Consider the following 13,449-nt stretch of genomic DNA (forward strand, 5'->3'; position numbering starts at 1 on the left):
GGCGGTGGTTGCTGGGGCGGGCGGGTGGTCAGATGAGCCGGCGCCGCACGGCCCACACGATCGCCTCGATGGTCGTGTCGACACCGACGGCCTCGCACGCCGCGCGGGACTTGCGCCGCACGGTGCGCTCCGAGACGTCGAGGCGGCGGGCGACCGCCTCGACCGTGTGCCCCTCGGCCATGAGCCGCAGCACGACGAGCTCGTCGTGGCCGAGGGGCACCGGACTGTCGTCCATCGTCAGCGGCGGACCGGCTGGTCGACGTAGGGCACCAGTCGGACCGGCCCGAGGAGGCCGTACGCCTGCCGCTGGGCGACGCCGTAGACGGCCGGCGTCACCGTTCGCAGCCGGTTGAGGAGGGTGGAGGCCACCTCGACCTCGATCACGTTGCGCCCGCGACGCAGCAGGCCAGCGAGGTCGACCCGCGGGAAGAGCGGGTCGCACCCGCCCACCGCCGTGCCGTTGACCTTCACCCGGAACGTGTCGGTGACCTCGCCGAGCTCGAGCCAGGCGCCGTCGCGGTCGGTCCAGTCGGAGCCCAGGTCGACCTCGGTCGTGTAGCGGCCGACGCCCGAGACGTCCTCCAGCCCCGGGACCTGGCTCCACGGCACGAGCGTCGTGAGCTCGGCCCTGCGCACCGGCTTGATCGTCTCGGTGGCCGTCGCGCCGGGCTGCCAGTCCTCGACCTCGAGCCGCCACGACGCCGGCACGACCGGGTCGCGGACCCGGTCCACCTTCGCTGCGACCGTGCGGCCGTCGCCGAGGGTGACGGTGTGGTCGCCGGCGGTGCCGGCGCGGGCCACGAGCTTGCCGGGCTCGCGCAGCACGTCGAGGGCCGTGGTGGCGATCGCGTGCAGCTGGGCCGGGTCGGCCGACTGCGGGGTCGCGAAGGCGATCACGGTCGACTGGCCGGGCGCGAGGTCGACGCGGACCCGCACCCGGTCGGCCTGGCGCTCCCAGAGGCCGACCGGGCGGGTCTCACCCGTCCAGGAATCGAGCACCACCGGCACCGCGCGCGGTGAGGTGGTGGTCAGCCAGACGTCCTGGGTGACGCGGTTGAGCCGGCGGTTCTCGGCGTGCCGCGCGTTGGCGACGTAGTAGAGGTCGACGTCGCCGACCACCCGCCGCAGGGTCATCACGGTCGACCGCTCGTGCTCGACGTCGGGCGTGATGCCGAGCGAGGCGAGCGCACCGGGGATGTCGGCGTCGGCCGCGGCCGTGCGGGTCGTCGGCAGCGCCTTGATCTGCGCGACGAGGTCACGCAGCTCCACGGTCTCGGGCGCGCCCTCGGGGAGACCGACGGGGCGCGGGTCGGACCAGTCGCGCACGAACACGATCGGCAGCCCGGCGCGCCCGAGCTCGAGGACCTTGCGCGCGGTCGAGACCGCCATCGTGGCGACCTGGCCGCGGAACTGGTCGGTGCCGACGATCATCACCTTGTAGGCCGGGCCGTCGGGAGCCAGCCGGCCATCCCGGACCTTGGCGAGCGGCAGGTCGAGCAGCGCCGGGGTCGCGAAGGAGTGGGTCCACCCGAGCGGGATGCCGTCGTTCGTGGCCCAGAAGGCGCCGATGCCGGTCGAGGTCCAGCCCTTCTGCCGCAGGAAGACGATGTCGTACTTCGGCGTGCCGGTCTGGAGGACGAGCTGGGTGCGGGAGAGGTACGCCGCGATGTCGGGCATGTGCTGCCACTGCGGCGTGCGCGGCCCCCACGCCTCGCCGAAGCCGATCGCGCCGTTGTAGTAGGGCGAGAAGGCGGCGAAGCCGGGCCACGTCACGTCGGGCGCGTCGGCGTAGGGGAAGCCGTGGATGATCGCCTGGTTCACGCCCGCGGCGAAGATGCTGTTGAGGGTGAAGAGCGCCTGGTTCTGCTGGGTGGGGCTGGCGCTGTTGCCGCCGAGCATCGTGTTGTAGGCCGCGCCGTTGTAGCAGATCGCCTCGCAGGACAGGATCGTGTGGCCGGCCATGTCGCGACCGCCCGCCATCACCCGGTAGTCGTCGAGGTTCTTGAAGCCGAGCGACTCGGTCTCGGGGATGTCGAGCAGCGCCGCGTGCTCCACGGTGTCGGTCTCGAGGCCGTAGGGCTGGACCCGCAGGCCCATGCCGAGCGTGCGGGCGAACGCCTTGAGCGGGAGCAGGTGGTGGTCGCGGTAGAGGTCGGAGAGCACCTGGTTGTAGTCGTCGCGGACCTGGTTGGTGCGGAGGCTGTCGGTCGTCGCCGCGTTGGCGCCGGTGCCGAGGTCGTAGAGGTACTTCTCCTTCAGCTCCATCACGACGGGCAGCCACGGGCGCAGGTCGTAGCCGGCGCGCTTCTCGAACTCCTCGAACATCCTCGGCGTCCAGATGGTCGCCTCGGTCTCGATCTCCAGCGAGTCCTCGAAGAGGTAGCCGCCGGCGCGGCCGAGCAGGCTGCGCAGCTCGCGGTCGAGGACCTTGTCCTCCCACAGGTCGACCACGGCCTGCGAGCCGAGCGCGCTGAAGTGGTCGACGACGTACGACCGCGGGGAGGTGTGCGGCGCGGCCTCGGGCTCCTGGCCGGACCCGCGCTGCCAGAACGACAGCAGCACCCACGACCCGCCGGCCGGCGCGGACGGCGCCGTCCAGGTGATGCGGCCGTCGACGACCTGGTCGAGCAGGTCGACGTAGGAGTCGGGGTCCACCTGCGGCAGCACGCGGGTGTTGGTCGACGGGGTGTAGCGGTGCGCCTGGAGCGCCACCAGCGTCTGCTTCGTGACCGCGCCCTCGGGGTGCAGGACCGCCTCGGGGACCACCCCGTCGTACGTCGCCCCGGCGGCCACGTCGGCCAGGCCGTGCGCGAGCTCGGTGCAGGCGGCGTCGTCGTCCGGGGTGATGGTGGAGACGGCGGCCGGCCACGAGGGACCGACGGTGATGTCGATGCGCACGTCGCGCACCGCAGCGCGGGAGAGGGCGGCCTTGACGCCGGCCACCCAGGGTGCGGTGCCCCAGCCGTGCGTGCCGACGTCGATGGTGATGTTGCGGGCGCGGAGGCTGTGGGTGACGTCGGCGACCTCGAGGACACCGAAGCCGGCGTCGGCGACCTGGTCGACCTCCCGGGCGATCTCGACGGGGTCGACGAGGCCGTGCGGCCACCACCAGCGGAAGCCGGCCGCGGTCGCGGTGCCGGGCGAGGCGAAGCGGCGCACGAGGTCCTTGGGCAGCCACTGGGTGGCGGCCGAGGCGCCACCCGGAGCGGCGGCCGCAGGCGTCGCCGATGCGGCGGCCACGAAGCCCGCTGCGGCGGCGGACGCACCCAGGAGGGTGCGGCGGGTCAGGTGGGTCGGGCCGTGCTGGTCCATCGAGAGCTCCTGTGGGGGGTCAGGCGGTGGGGTCAGGCGGTCGATCAGGCGGTCGATCAGGTGGTGGCGGGTCCGACGCGACGGTCGGCGGCGTCCCAGTCGAGGCCGGGGCGGGGGTCGTGACGTCGTACGTCGTGCGTCTCGCGGACGAGGGCACGCATGGCGGCGAGGTCGGGCAGGTCGGCGCCGAGGGCGCGCGCCTGGACGAGGGCGTTGCCGAGCGCGGCCGCCTCGCCCGGGCCGGCCAGCACCGGGACGCCGAGGGCGTCGGCGGTCAGCTGGCAGAGCAGGTGGTTGTGCGACCCGCCGCCGACGACGTGGACGACCTCGAGGTCGCGGCCGGCCAGCCGGGCCGCGGTTCGGAGGTGGCGCCGGTAGGCCAGCGCGAGGCTGTCGAGGATGCAGCGGGTGATCTCGCCGGGGGTCTGCGGGAGCGGCTCGCCGGCGTCGCGCGCCAGTCGTACGACGCGCTCCGGCATCGGGTCGGTGGCGCTGCCGGGGCCCAGCAGCGAGGGGTGGTTGATGTCGACGACGGTGCGCAGCGGCGCCGCCGTGCTGGCGTCGGCGAGCAGGGAGGCGAGGTCGGTGGCGGGGGTGCCGCGGTCGCGCCACGCCTTGAGGCACTCCGAGAGCACCCACAGGCCCATCACGTTCTTGAGGAACCGGACCGTGCCGTCGACGCCGCCCTCGTTGGTGAAGTCGGCCTCGCGGGCCTCCTCGGTGAGGACCGGCGCGTCGAGCTCGAGGCCGACGAGCGACCACGTGCCCGAGGAGATGTAGCCGAAGGAGGTGCCCGCCTCGGCGGGTACGGCGACGACGGCGGACGCGGTGTCGTGGGAGCCGACCGCCACGACGGGCACGTCCGGGGACAGGCCGAGGTCGGCGGCGACCTCGGCGCGCAGCGGCCCGACGACCGAGCCGGCGTCGCGCAGCGGCGGCAGGATCGACCAGGGCAGCTGCAGACGGCTGGCCAGCTCGCTGGACCACTCCCCCGTCCCGACGTCGAGCAGGCCCGTCGTCGAGGCGTTGGTGCGCTCGGCGCCGACCTCGCCGGTCAGCCAGTAGCCGAGCAGGTCGGGGAGCAGGAGCAGCGAGTGGGCCGACTCGAGCGCCGCGGTGCCACGTGCAGCGGCGAGCTGGAACACGGTGGTGAACGGCAGCTGCTGCAGGCCGTTGACGGCGTACTGCTCCTGCACGCTGACCGTCTTGGCGACCAGCTCGGGGACGTCGCGGGTGCGCGGGTCGCGGTGGCTGTACGGGTTGCCGAGCAGCTCGCCGTCGCGGTCGAGCAGGCCGTAGTCGACCGCCCACGAGTCGATGCCGATCCCGTGCAGCTCGCCGGTGCGCGCCACCTCGGCGACGCCCGCCAGCACCTCGCGGTGGATGCCGAGGACGTCCCAGAAGAGCGAGCCACCGACCGGGACGCCGCCGTTGGGGAACCGGTGCACCTCCTTCAGGGAGAGGTGCCCCGGCCCCACGCGCGCGGCCATCACGCGACCGCTGGTCGCCCCGAGGTCGACGGCCGCGACGCGCAGGGTCAGCGCAGGCTGGGTCATCGCAGGAAGGCCGCCGCCACGCCCGCGTCCACCGGGATGTGCAGGCCGGTGGTGTGGCTGAGCTGGTCGGTGCACAGGACGAAGACCGCGTTGGCGATGTTGTCGGGCAGCACCTCGCGCTTGAGGATCGTGCGCTGCGCGTAGAACTTGCCGAGGTCCTGCTCCTCGACGCCGTAGACCGCGGCGCGGTTGGCGCCCCAGCCCGAGGCAAAGATGCCGGAGCCCTGCACGACGCCGTCGGGGTTGACGCCGTTGACCTTGATGCCGTGCTCGCCGAGCTCAGCGGCCAGGAGCCGCACCTGGTGGGCCTGGTCGGCCTTGGCGGCGCCGTAGGCGACGTTGTTGGGGCCGGCGAAGATCGAGTTCTTCGAGGAGATGTAGACGATGTCGCCGCCCATCCCCTGCTCGATCATCGCCTTGGCCGCGGCCTTCGCGACGAGGAACGAGCCCTTGGCCATCACGTCGTGCTGGAGGTCCCAGTCCTGCTCGGTGGTCTCGAGCAGGGAGCGCGACAGCGACAGGCCGGCGTTGTTGACGACGAGGTCGACACCGCCGAAGGCCAGCACGGTCGCGTCGACCGCGGCCTGCACGGCGGCGGCGTCGGAGACGTCGACCTGCACGCCGACGGCGACGTCGGTCGAGCCGATCTCCGCCGCCGCGGACTGCGCCTTCTCCAGCGACAGGTCGGCGATGACGACGCAGGCGCCCTCGGACGCGAGCTTCTTGGCGGTGGCCAGGCCGATGCCCGACGCGGCGCCGGTGACGAGCGCGACGCGGGTCGCGAGCGGCTTGGGCTTCGGCATCCGCTGGAGCTTGGCCTCCTCGAGCGCCCAGTACTCGATGCGGAACTTCTCCGACTCGTCGATGGGGGCGTACGACGACAGGCCCTCCGCGCCGCGCATCACGTTGATCGCGTTGACGTAGAACTCGCCGGCGACGCGGGCGGTCTGCTTGTCCTTGCCGAAGCTGAACATGCCGACGCCGGGCACGAGCACGATCAGCGGGTCCTTGCCGCGGATCGCGGGGCTGTCGGGCGTGGCGTTGCGGTCGTAGTAGCCCTGGTAGTCCTCGCGGTAGGAGACCGCGAGCTCCTGGAGCCGGGCGATGCTCTCCTCGACCGAGGCGGAGGCGGGCAGGTCGAGGACCAGCGGCTTGACCTTGGTGCGCAGGAAGTGGTCGGGGCACGACGTGCCCAGCTCGCCGAGACGGGGGTGCTCGGCGTGCGCCAGGAACTCGAGGACGACGTCGGCGTCGGTGAAGTGGCCGACCATCGGGCGGTCCGCCGAGGCGATGCCGCGGATCGTCGGGGCGAGGGCGGCCGCCTTGGCGCGGCGCTCGGCCTCCGGGAGGGCGGCGTAGCCCTCGAGCGCGGGACCGAACGGCTCGGCCTTGGAGTGCTCGGCGATGTAGGAGGCGGCGGTGTCGATGATCCAGAGGCTGTTGGCCTCGGCCTCCTCGCTCGTGTCGCCCCACGCGGTGATGCCGTGGCCGCCGAGGATGCAGCCGCGGGCCTGCGGGTTCTTCTCCTTGATCTCGGCGATGTCGAGGCCGAGCTGGAAGCCCGGGCGGCGCCACGGCACCCACACGACCTCGTCGCCGAAGATGGTGCGGGTCAGCTCCTCGCCGTCGGCCGAGGTCGCGATCGCGATCCCGGAGTCGGGGTGCAGGTGGTCGACGTGCGCCGCGTCGACGAGCCCGTGCATCGCCGTGTCGATCGAGGGGGCGGCACCACCCTTGCCGTGCAGGCAGTAGTCGAAGGCCGCGACCATCTCGTCCTCGCGGTCCACACCCGGGTAGACGTCGACCAGCGCGCGCATCCGGTCCAGCCGCAGCACGGCCAGGCCTCCTGGCGTCAGCGTGCCGAGGTCGCCGCCCGAGCCCTTCACCCACAGCAGCTCGACGTCCTCCCCGGTCACCGGGTCGGTCTCGGTGCCCTTGGCGGAGGTGTTGCCGCCGGCGTAGTTGGTGTTCTTGGGGTCCTGGCCCAGGCGGTTCGAGCGCTGGACGAGCGCGTCGACGGCGGGGTTGAGGTCACTCACGGTGCAGATTCCTTGTCATCGATGGTCGAGGAGGTCGCGCAGCGACCGTCACGAGACCGGTGTGGGGGGTGCGGTCAGTTCCAGCCGGCTTGCGAGCCGCCGACGCGGTCGGCCTCGATCTGCTGCTGGTAGCCCGACTCGAGGTAGGCGCGCATCGGGTCGGCGGGCAGGCCCCGCTCCTCGCGCCAGGCCGCCAGGTCGCGGCGTACGTCGGTGTAGAAGGCGTCCATGAAGATCTCGTTGGCGCGCAGCACGTCGCCGGCGGACCGGGCCTCGTCGAGGGCCGGGGTGTCGAGGAGCAGCGCGCGGGCGGTCATCTCCTGGACGTTGAGCACCGAGCGGATCTGGCCCGGGATCTTGTCCTCGATGTTGTGGCACTGGTCGAGCATCAGCGCGACGTCGCTCTCCGCGCCGAAGCCGCCGCCGCGGATGACCTCGACCATGATCCGGAACAGCTGGAACGGGTCGGCCGCACCGACGATGAGGTCGTCGTCGGCGTAGAAGCGGCTGTTGAAGTCGAACGAGCCGAGCTTCCCGAGGCGCAGCAGCTGGGCCACGATGAACTCGATGTTGGTGCCGGGCGCGTGGTGGCCGGTGTCGAGGCACACCTTGGCGCGGTCGCCGAGGGCGGCCACGTGGGCGTACGACGTGCCCCAGTCCGGGACGTCGGTGTGGTAGAACGCCGGCTCGAAGAACTTGTACTCGAGCACGAGCCGCTGGTCGTCGGAGAGCCGGTCGTAGATCGTGCTCAGGCTCTCGGCGAGGCGGTCCTGGCGGGCGCGCATGTCGCCCTGGCCGGGGTAGTTGGTGCCCTCGGCGAGCCAGATCTTCAGGTCCTGCGACCCGGTCTGGTTCATCACCTCGATGCAGGCGAAGTGGTGGTCGATCGCCTTCTGCCGCACCTTCGGGTCGGTGTGGGTGAGGGCGCCGAGCTTGTAGTCGTCGTCCTGGAAGGTGTTGGAGTTGATCGTGCCGAGCGCGACGCCCTGCTCCTTGGCATACGCCGTGAGCGCGCCGTAGTCGTCGACCTCGTCCCACGGGATGTGGAGCGCCACCGACGGCGCGAGCCCGGTGAACCGGTGGACGGTCGCGGCGTCGGCGATCTTCTCCTCGACGGTGCGCGGGGTGCCGGGGGTGCCGAAGACCCGGAAGCGGGTGCCCGAGTTGCCGTAGGCCCAGGACGGCACCTCGATCGCGAGTTCGCCGAGTCGGTCGCTGATGGTGGAGAAGCTGGTCATCACTGGTCCTGAGCTGTGTGGGTGTTCGAGTGGGTGTCGTCGGGGGTGAGTGCGGCGAGCTGGTCCTCGAGGTGGAAGACCTCGCCCAGCTGCCAGAAGCCCTGGTCGGGCGGGAGGTCGAGGTCGACGAAGAACTCGGCCATCTCGGCCTGCCACCGGGCGTTCACGTCGGTGCGGGCCATGCCCTCCTGCGCGGCGGCCAGGTCGGGCGTCTCGAGGTAGCCGACGAGCAGGCCGTCCTCGCGCAGGAAGAGGGAGTAGTTGGTCCAGCCGGTGTCGTGGAGGGCGCGGAGCATCTCGGGCCACACGGCGGCGTGGCGCTCGGCGTACTCCTCCATGCGGTCCGTGCGGACCTGCAGGGTGAAGCAGACGCGGTGCATCGCGGTCTCCTCGCGGGTGGTGGTGGGGGTGGGATCCGCTGGTCGAGGAGGCGGGCCTCCTCGACCAGCGGAGCAGTGCGTTCGACTCAGAAGTCGAAGTCGCCGATGTTGTCGGCGTTGAAGGTGAACGGCTCACCGAGCAGGACGACGCCGTCGGCGTCGACCGTGAACTCGCCGAGGTCACCCGCCTCGAAGGAGTCGCCCTCCTCGCCCGAGATGTCACCGTTGGCCAGCGCGGCCGCGGCGTAGGTGGCCAGGGCGCCGAGGTCGCTGGGGTTCCACAGCGCGAAGGACTCGACGGTGCCGTTCTCGACGTACTCGCGCATCTGGTTCGGCGTACCCAGACCGGTCAGCGCGACCTTGCCCTTGGAGGAGGAGTCCGACAGGTAGCGGGCCGCGGCCGCGATGCCGACCGTGGTGGGCGAGATGATGCCCTTGAGGTCGGGGTGGTTCTGCAGCAGCGCCTCGGTCTGGTCGAACGACTTCTGGTCGTCGTCGTCGCCGTAGACCGTGTCGACGAGCTCGATGTCGGCGTAGTCGGGGTTGTCGGCGAGCTCCTGCTCCATCATGTCGATCCACGCGTTCTGGTTCGTCGCGTTGGCCGCGGCGGACAGGATCGCGATCTCGCCCTTGCCACCGATCTGCTCGGAGATCAGCTCGAGCTGCTTGGACGCGATGCCCTCGGCGGTGGCCTGGTTGACGAACAGGTCACGGCACTCGGGGTTGGTGTCGGCGTCGAAGGTGACGACCTTGACGTCGGCGCTGCGGGCCTCGTCGATCGCGTCGCACAGCGCCTCGGGGTCGTTGGCCGACAGGATCAGGGCGTCCTTGCCCTGCTGGGCGACGGTGTTGATGTAGGACACCTGGGCGTCGGGGCTGGCGGTCTCGGGACCGACCTCCTCGAGCTCGGCGCCGAGGTCGTCGGCCGCCTCCTCCGCACCGGCGGTGCTGGTGTCGAAGTACGGGTTGCCGAGGTTCTTCGGGAGCATCGTCATGCTCAGCGAGCCGCCACCGTCACCGCCGCTGGAGCCGCTGTCGCCGCCGTCATCGTCGCTGCCGCACGCGGTGAGGGCCGCGGAGGCGGTGAGGATGATCGCAGCCAGAGCGATCGGCCGCCGGGTGTGGAACTTCATGTGGGTCTGCCTTTCGTGTTCCTAGACGCCGGCGGATGCGGCGCTCGGGGTGGGACGCGACTCCGGAGGAGTCGCTGCCTTGCGGGGCAACCTCGACGAGGTCCACGCAAGGACACTGGGGAGGATCACCGAGGCCACGAGGAGCAGGCCCACGATGATGTTGGTGACGTTGACCGTCACGCTCTCCAGGCGCAGGGCGCTGGAGATGACGCCGATCAACACGACGCCGGCGAGCACGCCGTGCAGCCGGCCGCGGCCGCCGAAGATCGAGACGCCGCCGAGGAGCACCGCGGCGATGACCTGGAGCTCGTAGCCGGTGGCGTTGTCGCCGCGGGCCGAGCCGTAGCGCAGGGTGAAGTAGATGCCGGCGAAGGCCGACACCACGCCCGAGAGGACGAAGAGGATGAACTTGGTCCGGGCGACGTTGACGCCGGTGAAGTGCGCCGCCTCGTCGTTGAGCCCGATCTCGTAGATGCCGCGCCCGAAGGTGGAGAAGTGCAGCAGCACGACGAACGCGACGGTCAGCACCGCGAACGGGATCATCACCAGCGGGATCCGTGACTCGCCGATGGTGTTGGTGGCGAGGTCGGACCACTTGTCGGTGAAGTCCGTGATGGCCGTCGTGCCGAGCAGGCCGACCGCGATGCCGCGGAAGAGCGCGAGCGTGCCGATGGTGACGGCGAGCGACGGCAGTCCGACGTAGGCGATGAGGAAGCCGTTGAGGGCGCCGCACGCCAGCCCGGCCAGCAGGGCGAGGACCGCGGCCGTCGGGATCGACATGCCGCTGTCGTGGAAGACACCGAGCAGGACGCTGCTCAGGCCCATGATGCTGGCCACCGACAGGTCGATCTCGCCGGTGATGATGATCAGCGTCATCGGCAGCGCGATGAGCAGGATCGGCGCGATGTCCTGGAGGAGGAACTTCACGGTCAGCGGGCCGTCGAAGTTGTCGACGTTGATGGTCGCGTAGACGAAGACGGCGACGGTCAGCGCGATGACGGCCATCTCACGGGTCAGCAGCCAGCGCTTCCACAGCGGCGCCGAGTAGTCGGCGTACGTCCGGGTGCTCATGAGTGGTCCCTCGATTCGGCGAGCTTGCGGGCCTGTCTGCGGGCGAGGACGCGGTCGAGCACGATCGCGCCGAGGATCAGGGCACCGACGACGGCGCGCTGCCAGAAGTCCTCGATGCCGAGGCTGGGCAGGGCCCGGTTGATGGTGACGAGCAGGAAGGCGCCGATGGCGGCGCCCCACACCGTGCCGCTGCCGCCGAAGATCGCGACGCCGCCGATGACCGCCGCGGCGACGGCCTGCAGCTCGATGCCCAGGCCGACGCTCGAGCTCACGGTGCCGTAGCGGGCGGTGTAGAGGGCCCCGGCGAGGCCGGCCAGCGCGCCACTGAGGACGAACGCGGCGAGCAGGCGGCGGCGTACGGGCAGTCCGTAGAGGACCGCGGCGTCCGGGTCGGAGCCGATCGCGTAGAGCTCGCGGCCACCGCGAGCGGTGTGCAGGTAGTAGCCGACGATCGCGAGGACGACGAGCGCCATGATCGTCAGCAGGGGGATGCCGAGCACGGAGCGGGTGCCGAGCTGGAGGAACTCGCGGGGCAGGTCGCCCGCGTTGATCCGGTCGCTGCCGGCCCAGGTGAGCATGATGCCGCGGTAGATGTAGAGCGTGCCGAGCGTGATGACCAGCGCGGGCACCCCGCCGTACGCCACCAGCACGCCGTTGACGAGGCCGAGGACCGCGCCGAGGAGCAGGCACGCCGCCAGCACCGCGACGATCGGGATGTCGGGCATCTCGATGAACAGGCGGCCGGTGAGGTAGGCCGTCAGCGCCATCACCGAGCCGACCGAGAGGTCGACGTTGCGGGTGATGATGACGACGGCCTGGCCGACGGCGAGCAGGAGCAGGATCGACGGGTTGAGCAGGAAGTTGCGCCAGCCGTCGTTGCTGAAGATGAAGCCGTTGTTCTTCGTGGTCGCGAGCACGACGACGGCGACCAGCACGAGGAAGATGGACAGCTCGCGCGAGCGGAGGACGGTGGTCAGCGCGCGGCGCGTCGGGGAGAGCTTGCTGGGCTCGACGAGCAGTGCCTCGCTCGCGGACACCTCTGCTTCCGGCTGCGGGCGCTCGATGTCGGTGTGGCTCATCGGACGTCCTCCAGGTGGTGGGTGGCGGCGTGCATGACGGCCTCGGGGGTGGCGTCGGCACGGTCGATCTCGGCGGTCACGCGGCCCTCGCACAGGACGACGACGCGGTCGGCCATGCCGAGGACCTCGGGGAGCTCGGAGGAGATCATCAGGATCGCCAGGCCCTGCCCGGCGAGCTCGGAGAGCAGCCGGTGCACCTCGGCCTTGGTGCCGACGTCGATGCCGCGGGTGGGCTCGTCGATGATCAGCAGCTTGGGGTCGGTGGCCAGCCACTTGGCGATGACGACCTTCTGCTGGTTGCCGCCGCTCATCGTGGCCGCGTTCATGTCGAGCGCGCTGGTCTTCACCTCCAGGCGTCCCGCCCAGGGGCCGGCGGCCCGGTTCTCCATGGAGGTGGTCAGCAGCCCGGCCTTCGCGATGCTGCGGCGGATGACGCCGGCGACGTTGCGGGTGACCGAGGAGTCGATCACGAGGCCCTGCTTGCGGCGGTCCTCGGGGATGAACGCCATCCCGGCACGGATCGCGGAGCGGGGGTCGTTGCCCTTGACCGGCTTGCCGGACACCGAGACCGACCCCGAGTCGTAGGAGTCGACACCGAAGACCGCGCGGGCGACCTCGCTGCGCCCGGCGCCGACCAGTCCGGCCAGGCCGACGATCTCGCCGGCGCGCACCTCGAGGTCGATGTCGTGGAAGACACCGGCGCGGTTGAGCCCGCGCACCTGCAGCACCGGCTCGCCGATCTCGGCGGCGACCTTGGGGAACAGCTCGTCGACCTCGCGCCCGACCATGAGCGACACCAGCTCGGACGGCGTGGTGTCGGCGATCGTCCTGGTGTCGATGTAGGAGCCGTCGCGCATCACGGTGACGGTGTCGGCGAGGTCGAAGACCTCGTCGAAGCGGTGGGAGATGAAGACCAGGGCGCGACCCTCGTCGCGCAGGCTGCGGGCGACGGCGAAGAGCCGGTCGACCTCGACCCCGCTCAGCGCGGCGGTCGGCTCGTCCATGACGAGCAGCCGGGCGTCGAGCGAGATGGCCTTGGCGATCTCGATGATCTGCTGGTCGGCGATCGAGAGGCCCTCGGCGGGACGGCGGGGGTCGATCCGCACCCCGAGCCGGTCGAAGAGCCGCTCCGCCTCGGCGTACATCGCCGCGCGGTCGATGCGACGGCCGCGGGCGAGGATCTGGCGACCCATGAAGATGTTCTCGGTGACCGAGAGGTCGGGGAAGAGCGTCGGCTCCTGGTAGATCACCGCGACGCCCGATTTCTTGGACTCGGCGGTGGAGGAGAAGTCGACCGCCTCGCCCCCGAGCTCGAAGGTGCCCGCGTCGCGGCGGTGGACGCCGGCCACGACCTTGACGAGGGTCGACTTGCCGGCGCCGTTCTCCCCGATCAACGCGTGGATGGAGCCCGCCTCGACGCGGAGGCTGCCGGAGCGGAGCGCGACCACGGGTCCGAACGACTTCGAGACGTCGCGCAGCTCGAGCACCGGTGCGGCGGTGTTGCTGGCAGGCATGAGACTCCTGGTGGTTTGAAAGGTTTCAACGGAAACGTAGGTGAGGGTCGTCACACGTGTCAAGGGTCGTTCCGGGTCATTTCCGAACTGTTACCGGATCTCCTCGCCGAGGGCCGCGATGGCGTAC

Annotated in this window: 10 protein-coding genes; all 10 read right to left on the minus strand. The window is 71.3% G+C overall.

What is annotated here, in order from left to right:
- Positions 1-28: 28 nt before the first annotated feature.
- The 10 genes from AC3A3L_RS06010 to AC3A3L_RS06055 all read right to left on the minus strand — a co-directional run bounded on the left by AC3A3L_RS06010 (position 29) and on the right by AC3A3L_RS06055 (position 13,322).
- A complete protein-coding gene (locus tag AC3A3L_RS06010; RefSeq protein WP_487639103.1) occupies positions 29-220 on the minus strand; it encodes a helix-turn-helix domain-containing protein in 192 nt (63 codons plus the stop codon).
- A 17-nt stretch (positions 221-237) separates the two neighbouring features.
- On the minus strand, positions 238-3,312 hold the full coding sequence (locus tag AC3A3L_RS06015) for a glycosyl hydrolase (RefSeq protein WP_487639104.1): 3,075 nt from the start codon (positions 3,310-3,312) through the stop codon (positions 238-240).
- A gap of 56 nt (positions 3,313-3,368) precedes the next feature.
- Positions 3,369-4,868 (minus strand): rhamnulokinase, encoded by a 1,500-nt coding sequence (locus AC3A3L_RS06020; protein ID WP_487639105.1) that lies wholly within the window; start codon positions 4,866-4,868, stop codon positions 3,369-3,371.
- A complete protein-coding gene (locus AC3A3L_RS06025) occupies positions 4,865-6,907 on the minus strand; it encodes a bifunctional aldolase/short-chain dehydrogenase (RefSeq protein ID WP_487639106.1) in 2,043 nt (680 codons plus the stop codon). The genes AC3A3L_RS06020 and AC3A3L_RS06025 overlap by 4 nt, the downstream gene beginning before the upstream one ends.
- A 74-nt stretch (positions 6,908-6,981) precedes the next feature.
- Positions 6,982-8,145: an L-rhamnose isomerase gene (gene rhaI / locus AC3A3L_RS06030; RefSeq protein ID WP_487639107.1), complete on the minus strand. Its 1,164-nt coding sequence runs from the start codon at positions 8,143-8,145 to the stop codon at positions 6,982-6,984.
- Positions 8,145-8,525, minus strand: coding sequence for an L-rhamnose mutarotase (locus AC3A3L_RS06035; RefSeq protein WP_487639108.1), 381 nt, complete (start codon positions 8,523-8,525; stop codon positions 8,145-8,147). The genes rhaI and AC3A3L_RS06035 overlap by 1 nt, the downstream gene beginning before the upstream one ends.
- Before the next feature lie 86 nt (positions 8,526-8,611).
- The gene (rhaS, locus tag AC3A3L_RS06040; protein WP_487639109.1) at positions 8,612-9,658 is read right to left on the minus strand and encodes a rhamnose ABC transporter substrate-binding protein; all 1,047 of its coding nucleotides are present in this window, start codon (positions 9,656-9,658) and stop codon (positions 8,612-8,614) included.
- 21 nt (positions 9,659-9,679) lie between these two features.
- Entirely contained in the window at positions 9,680-10,729 is a 1,050-nt protein-coding gene (locus AC3A3L_RS06045) for an ABC transporter permease (protein ID WP_487639110.1), read from the minus strand.
- A complete protein-coding gene (locus tag AC3A3L_RS06050) occupies positions 10,726-11,808 on the minus strand; it encodes an ABC transporter permease (RefSeq protein ID WP_487639111.1) in 1,083 nt (360 codons plus the stop codon). Before AC3A3L_RS06050 ends, AC3A3L_RS06045 begins: the two co-directional genes overlap by 4 nt.
- Positions 11,805-13,322, minus strand: coding sequence for a sugar ABC transporter ATP-binding protein (locus AC3A3L_RS06055; RefSeq protein WP_487639112.1), 1,518 nt, complete (start codon positions 13,320-13,322; stop codon positions 11,805-11,807). The genes AC3A3L_RS06050 and AC3A3L_RS06055 overlap by 4 nt, the downstream gene beginning before the upstream one ends.
- Positions 13,323-13,449: the final 127 nt, after the last annotated feature.

The sequence above is a fragment of the Nocardioides sp. Soil_C_8 genome (genome assembly GCF_057656315.1).

Coding starts and splice junctions, on each gene's coding strand:
- AC3A3L_RS06015 (WP_487639104.1), bottom strand. CDS start 3,312: ATGGACCAGCACGGCCCGACCCACCTGACCCGCCGCACCCTCCTGGGT.
- AC3A3L_RS06020 (WP_487639105.1), bottom strand. CDS start 4,868: ATGACCCAGCCTGCGCTGACCCTGCGCGTCGCGGCCGTCGACCTCGGG.
- rhaI (WP_487639107.1), bottom strand. CDS start 8,145: ATGACCAGCTTCTCCACCATCAGCGACCGACTCGGCGAACTCGCGATC.
- AC3A3L_RS06035 (WP_487639108.1), bottom strand. CDS start 8,525: ATGCACCGCGTCTGCTTCACCCTGCAGGTCCGCACGGACCGCATGGAG.
- rhaS (WP_487639109.1), bottom strand. CDS start 9,658: ATGAAGTTCCACACCCGGCGGCCGATCGCTCTGGCTGCGATCATCCTC.
- AC3A3L_RS06045 (WP_487639110.1), bottom strand. CDS start 10,729: ATGAGCACCCGGACGTACGCCGACTACTCGGCGCCGCTGTGGAAGCGC.
- AC3A3L_RS06050 (WP_487639111.1), bottom strand. CDS start 11,808: ATGAGCCACACCGACATCGAGCGCCCGCAGCCGGAAGCAGAGGTGTCC.
- AC3A3L_RS06055 (WP_487639112.1), bottom strand. CDS start 13,322: ATGCCTGCCAGCAACACCGCCGCACCGGTGCTCGAGCTGCGCGACGTC.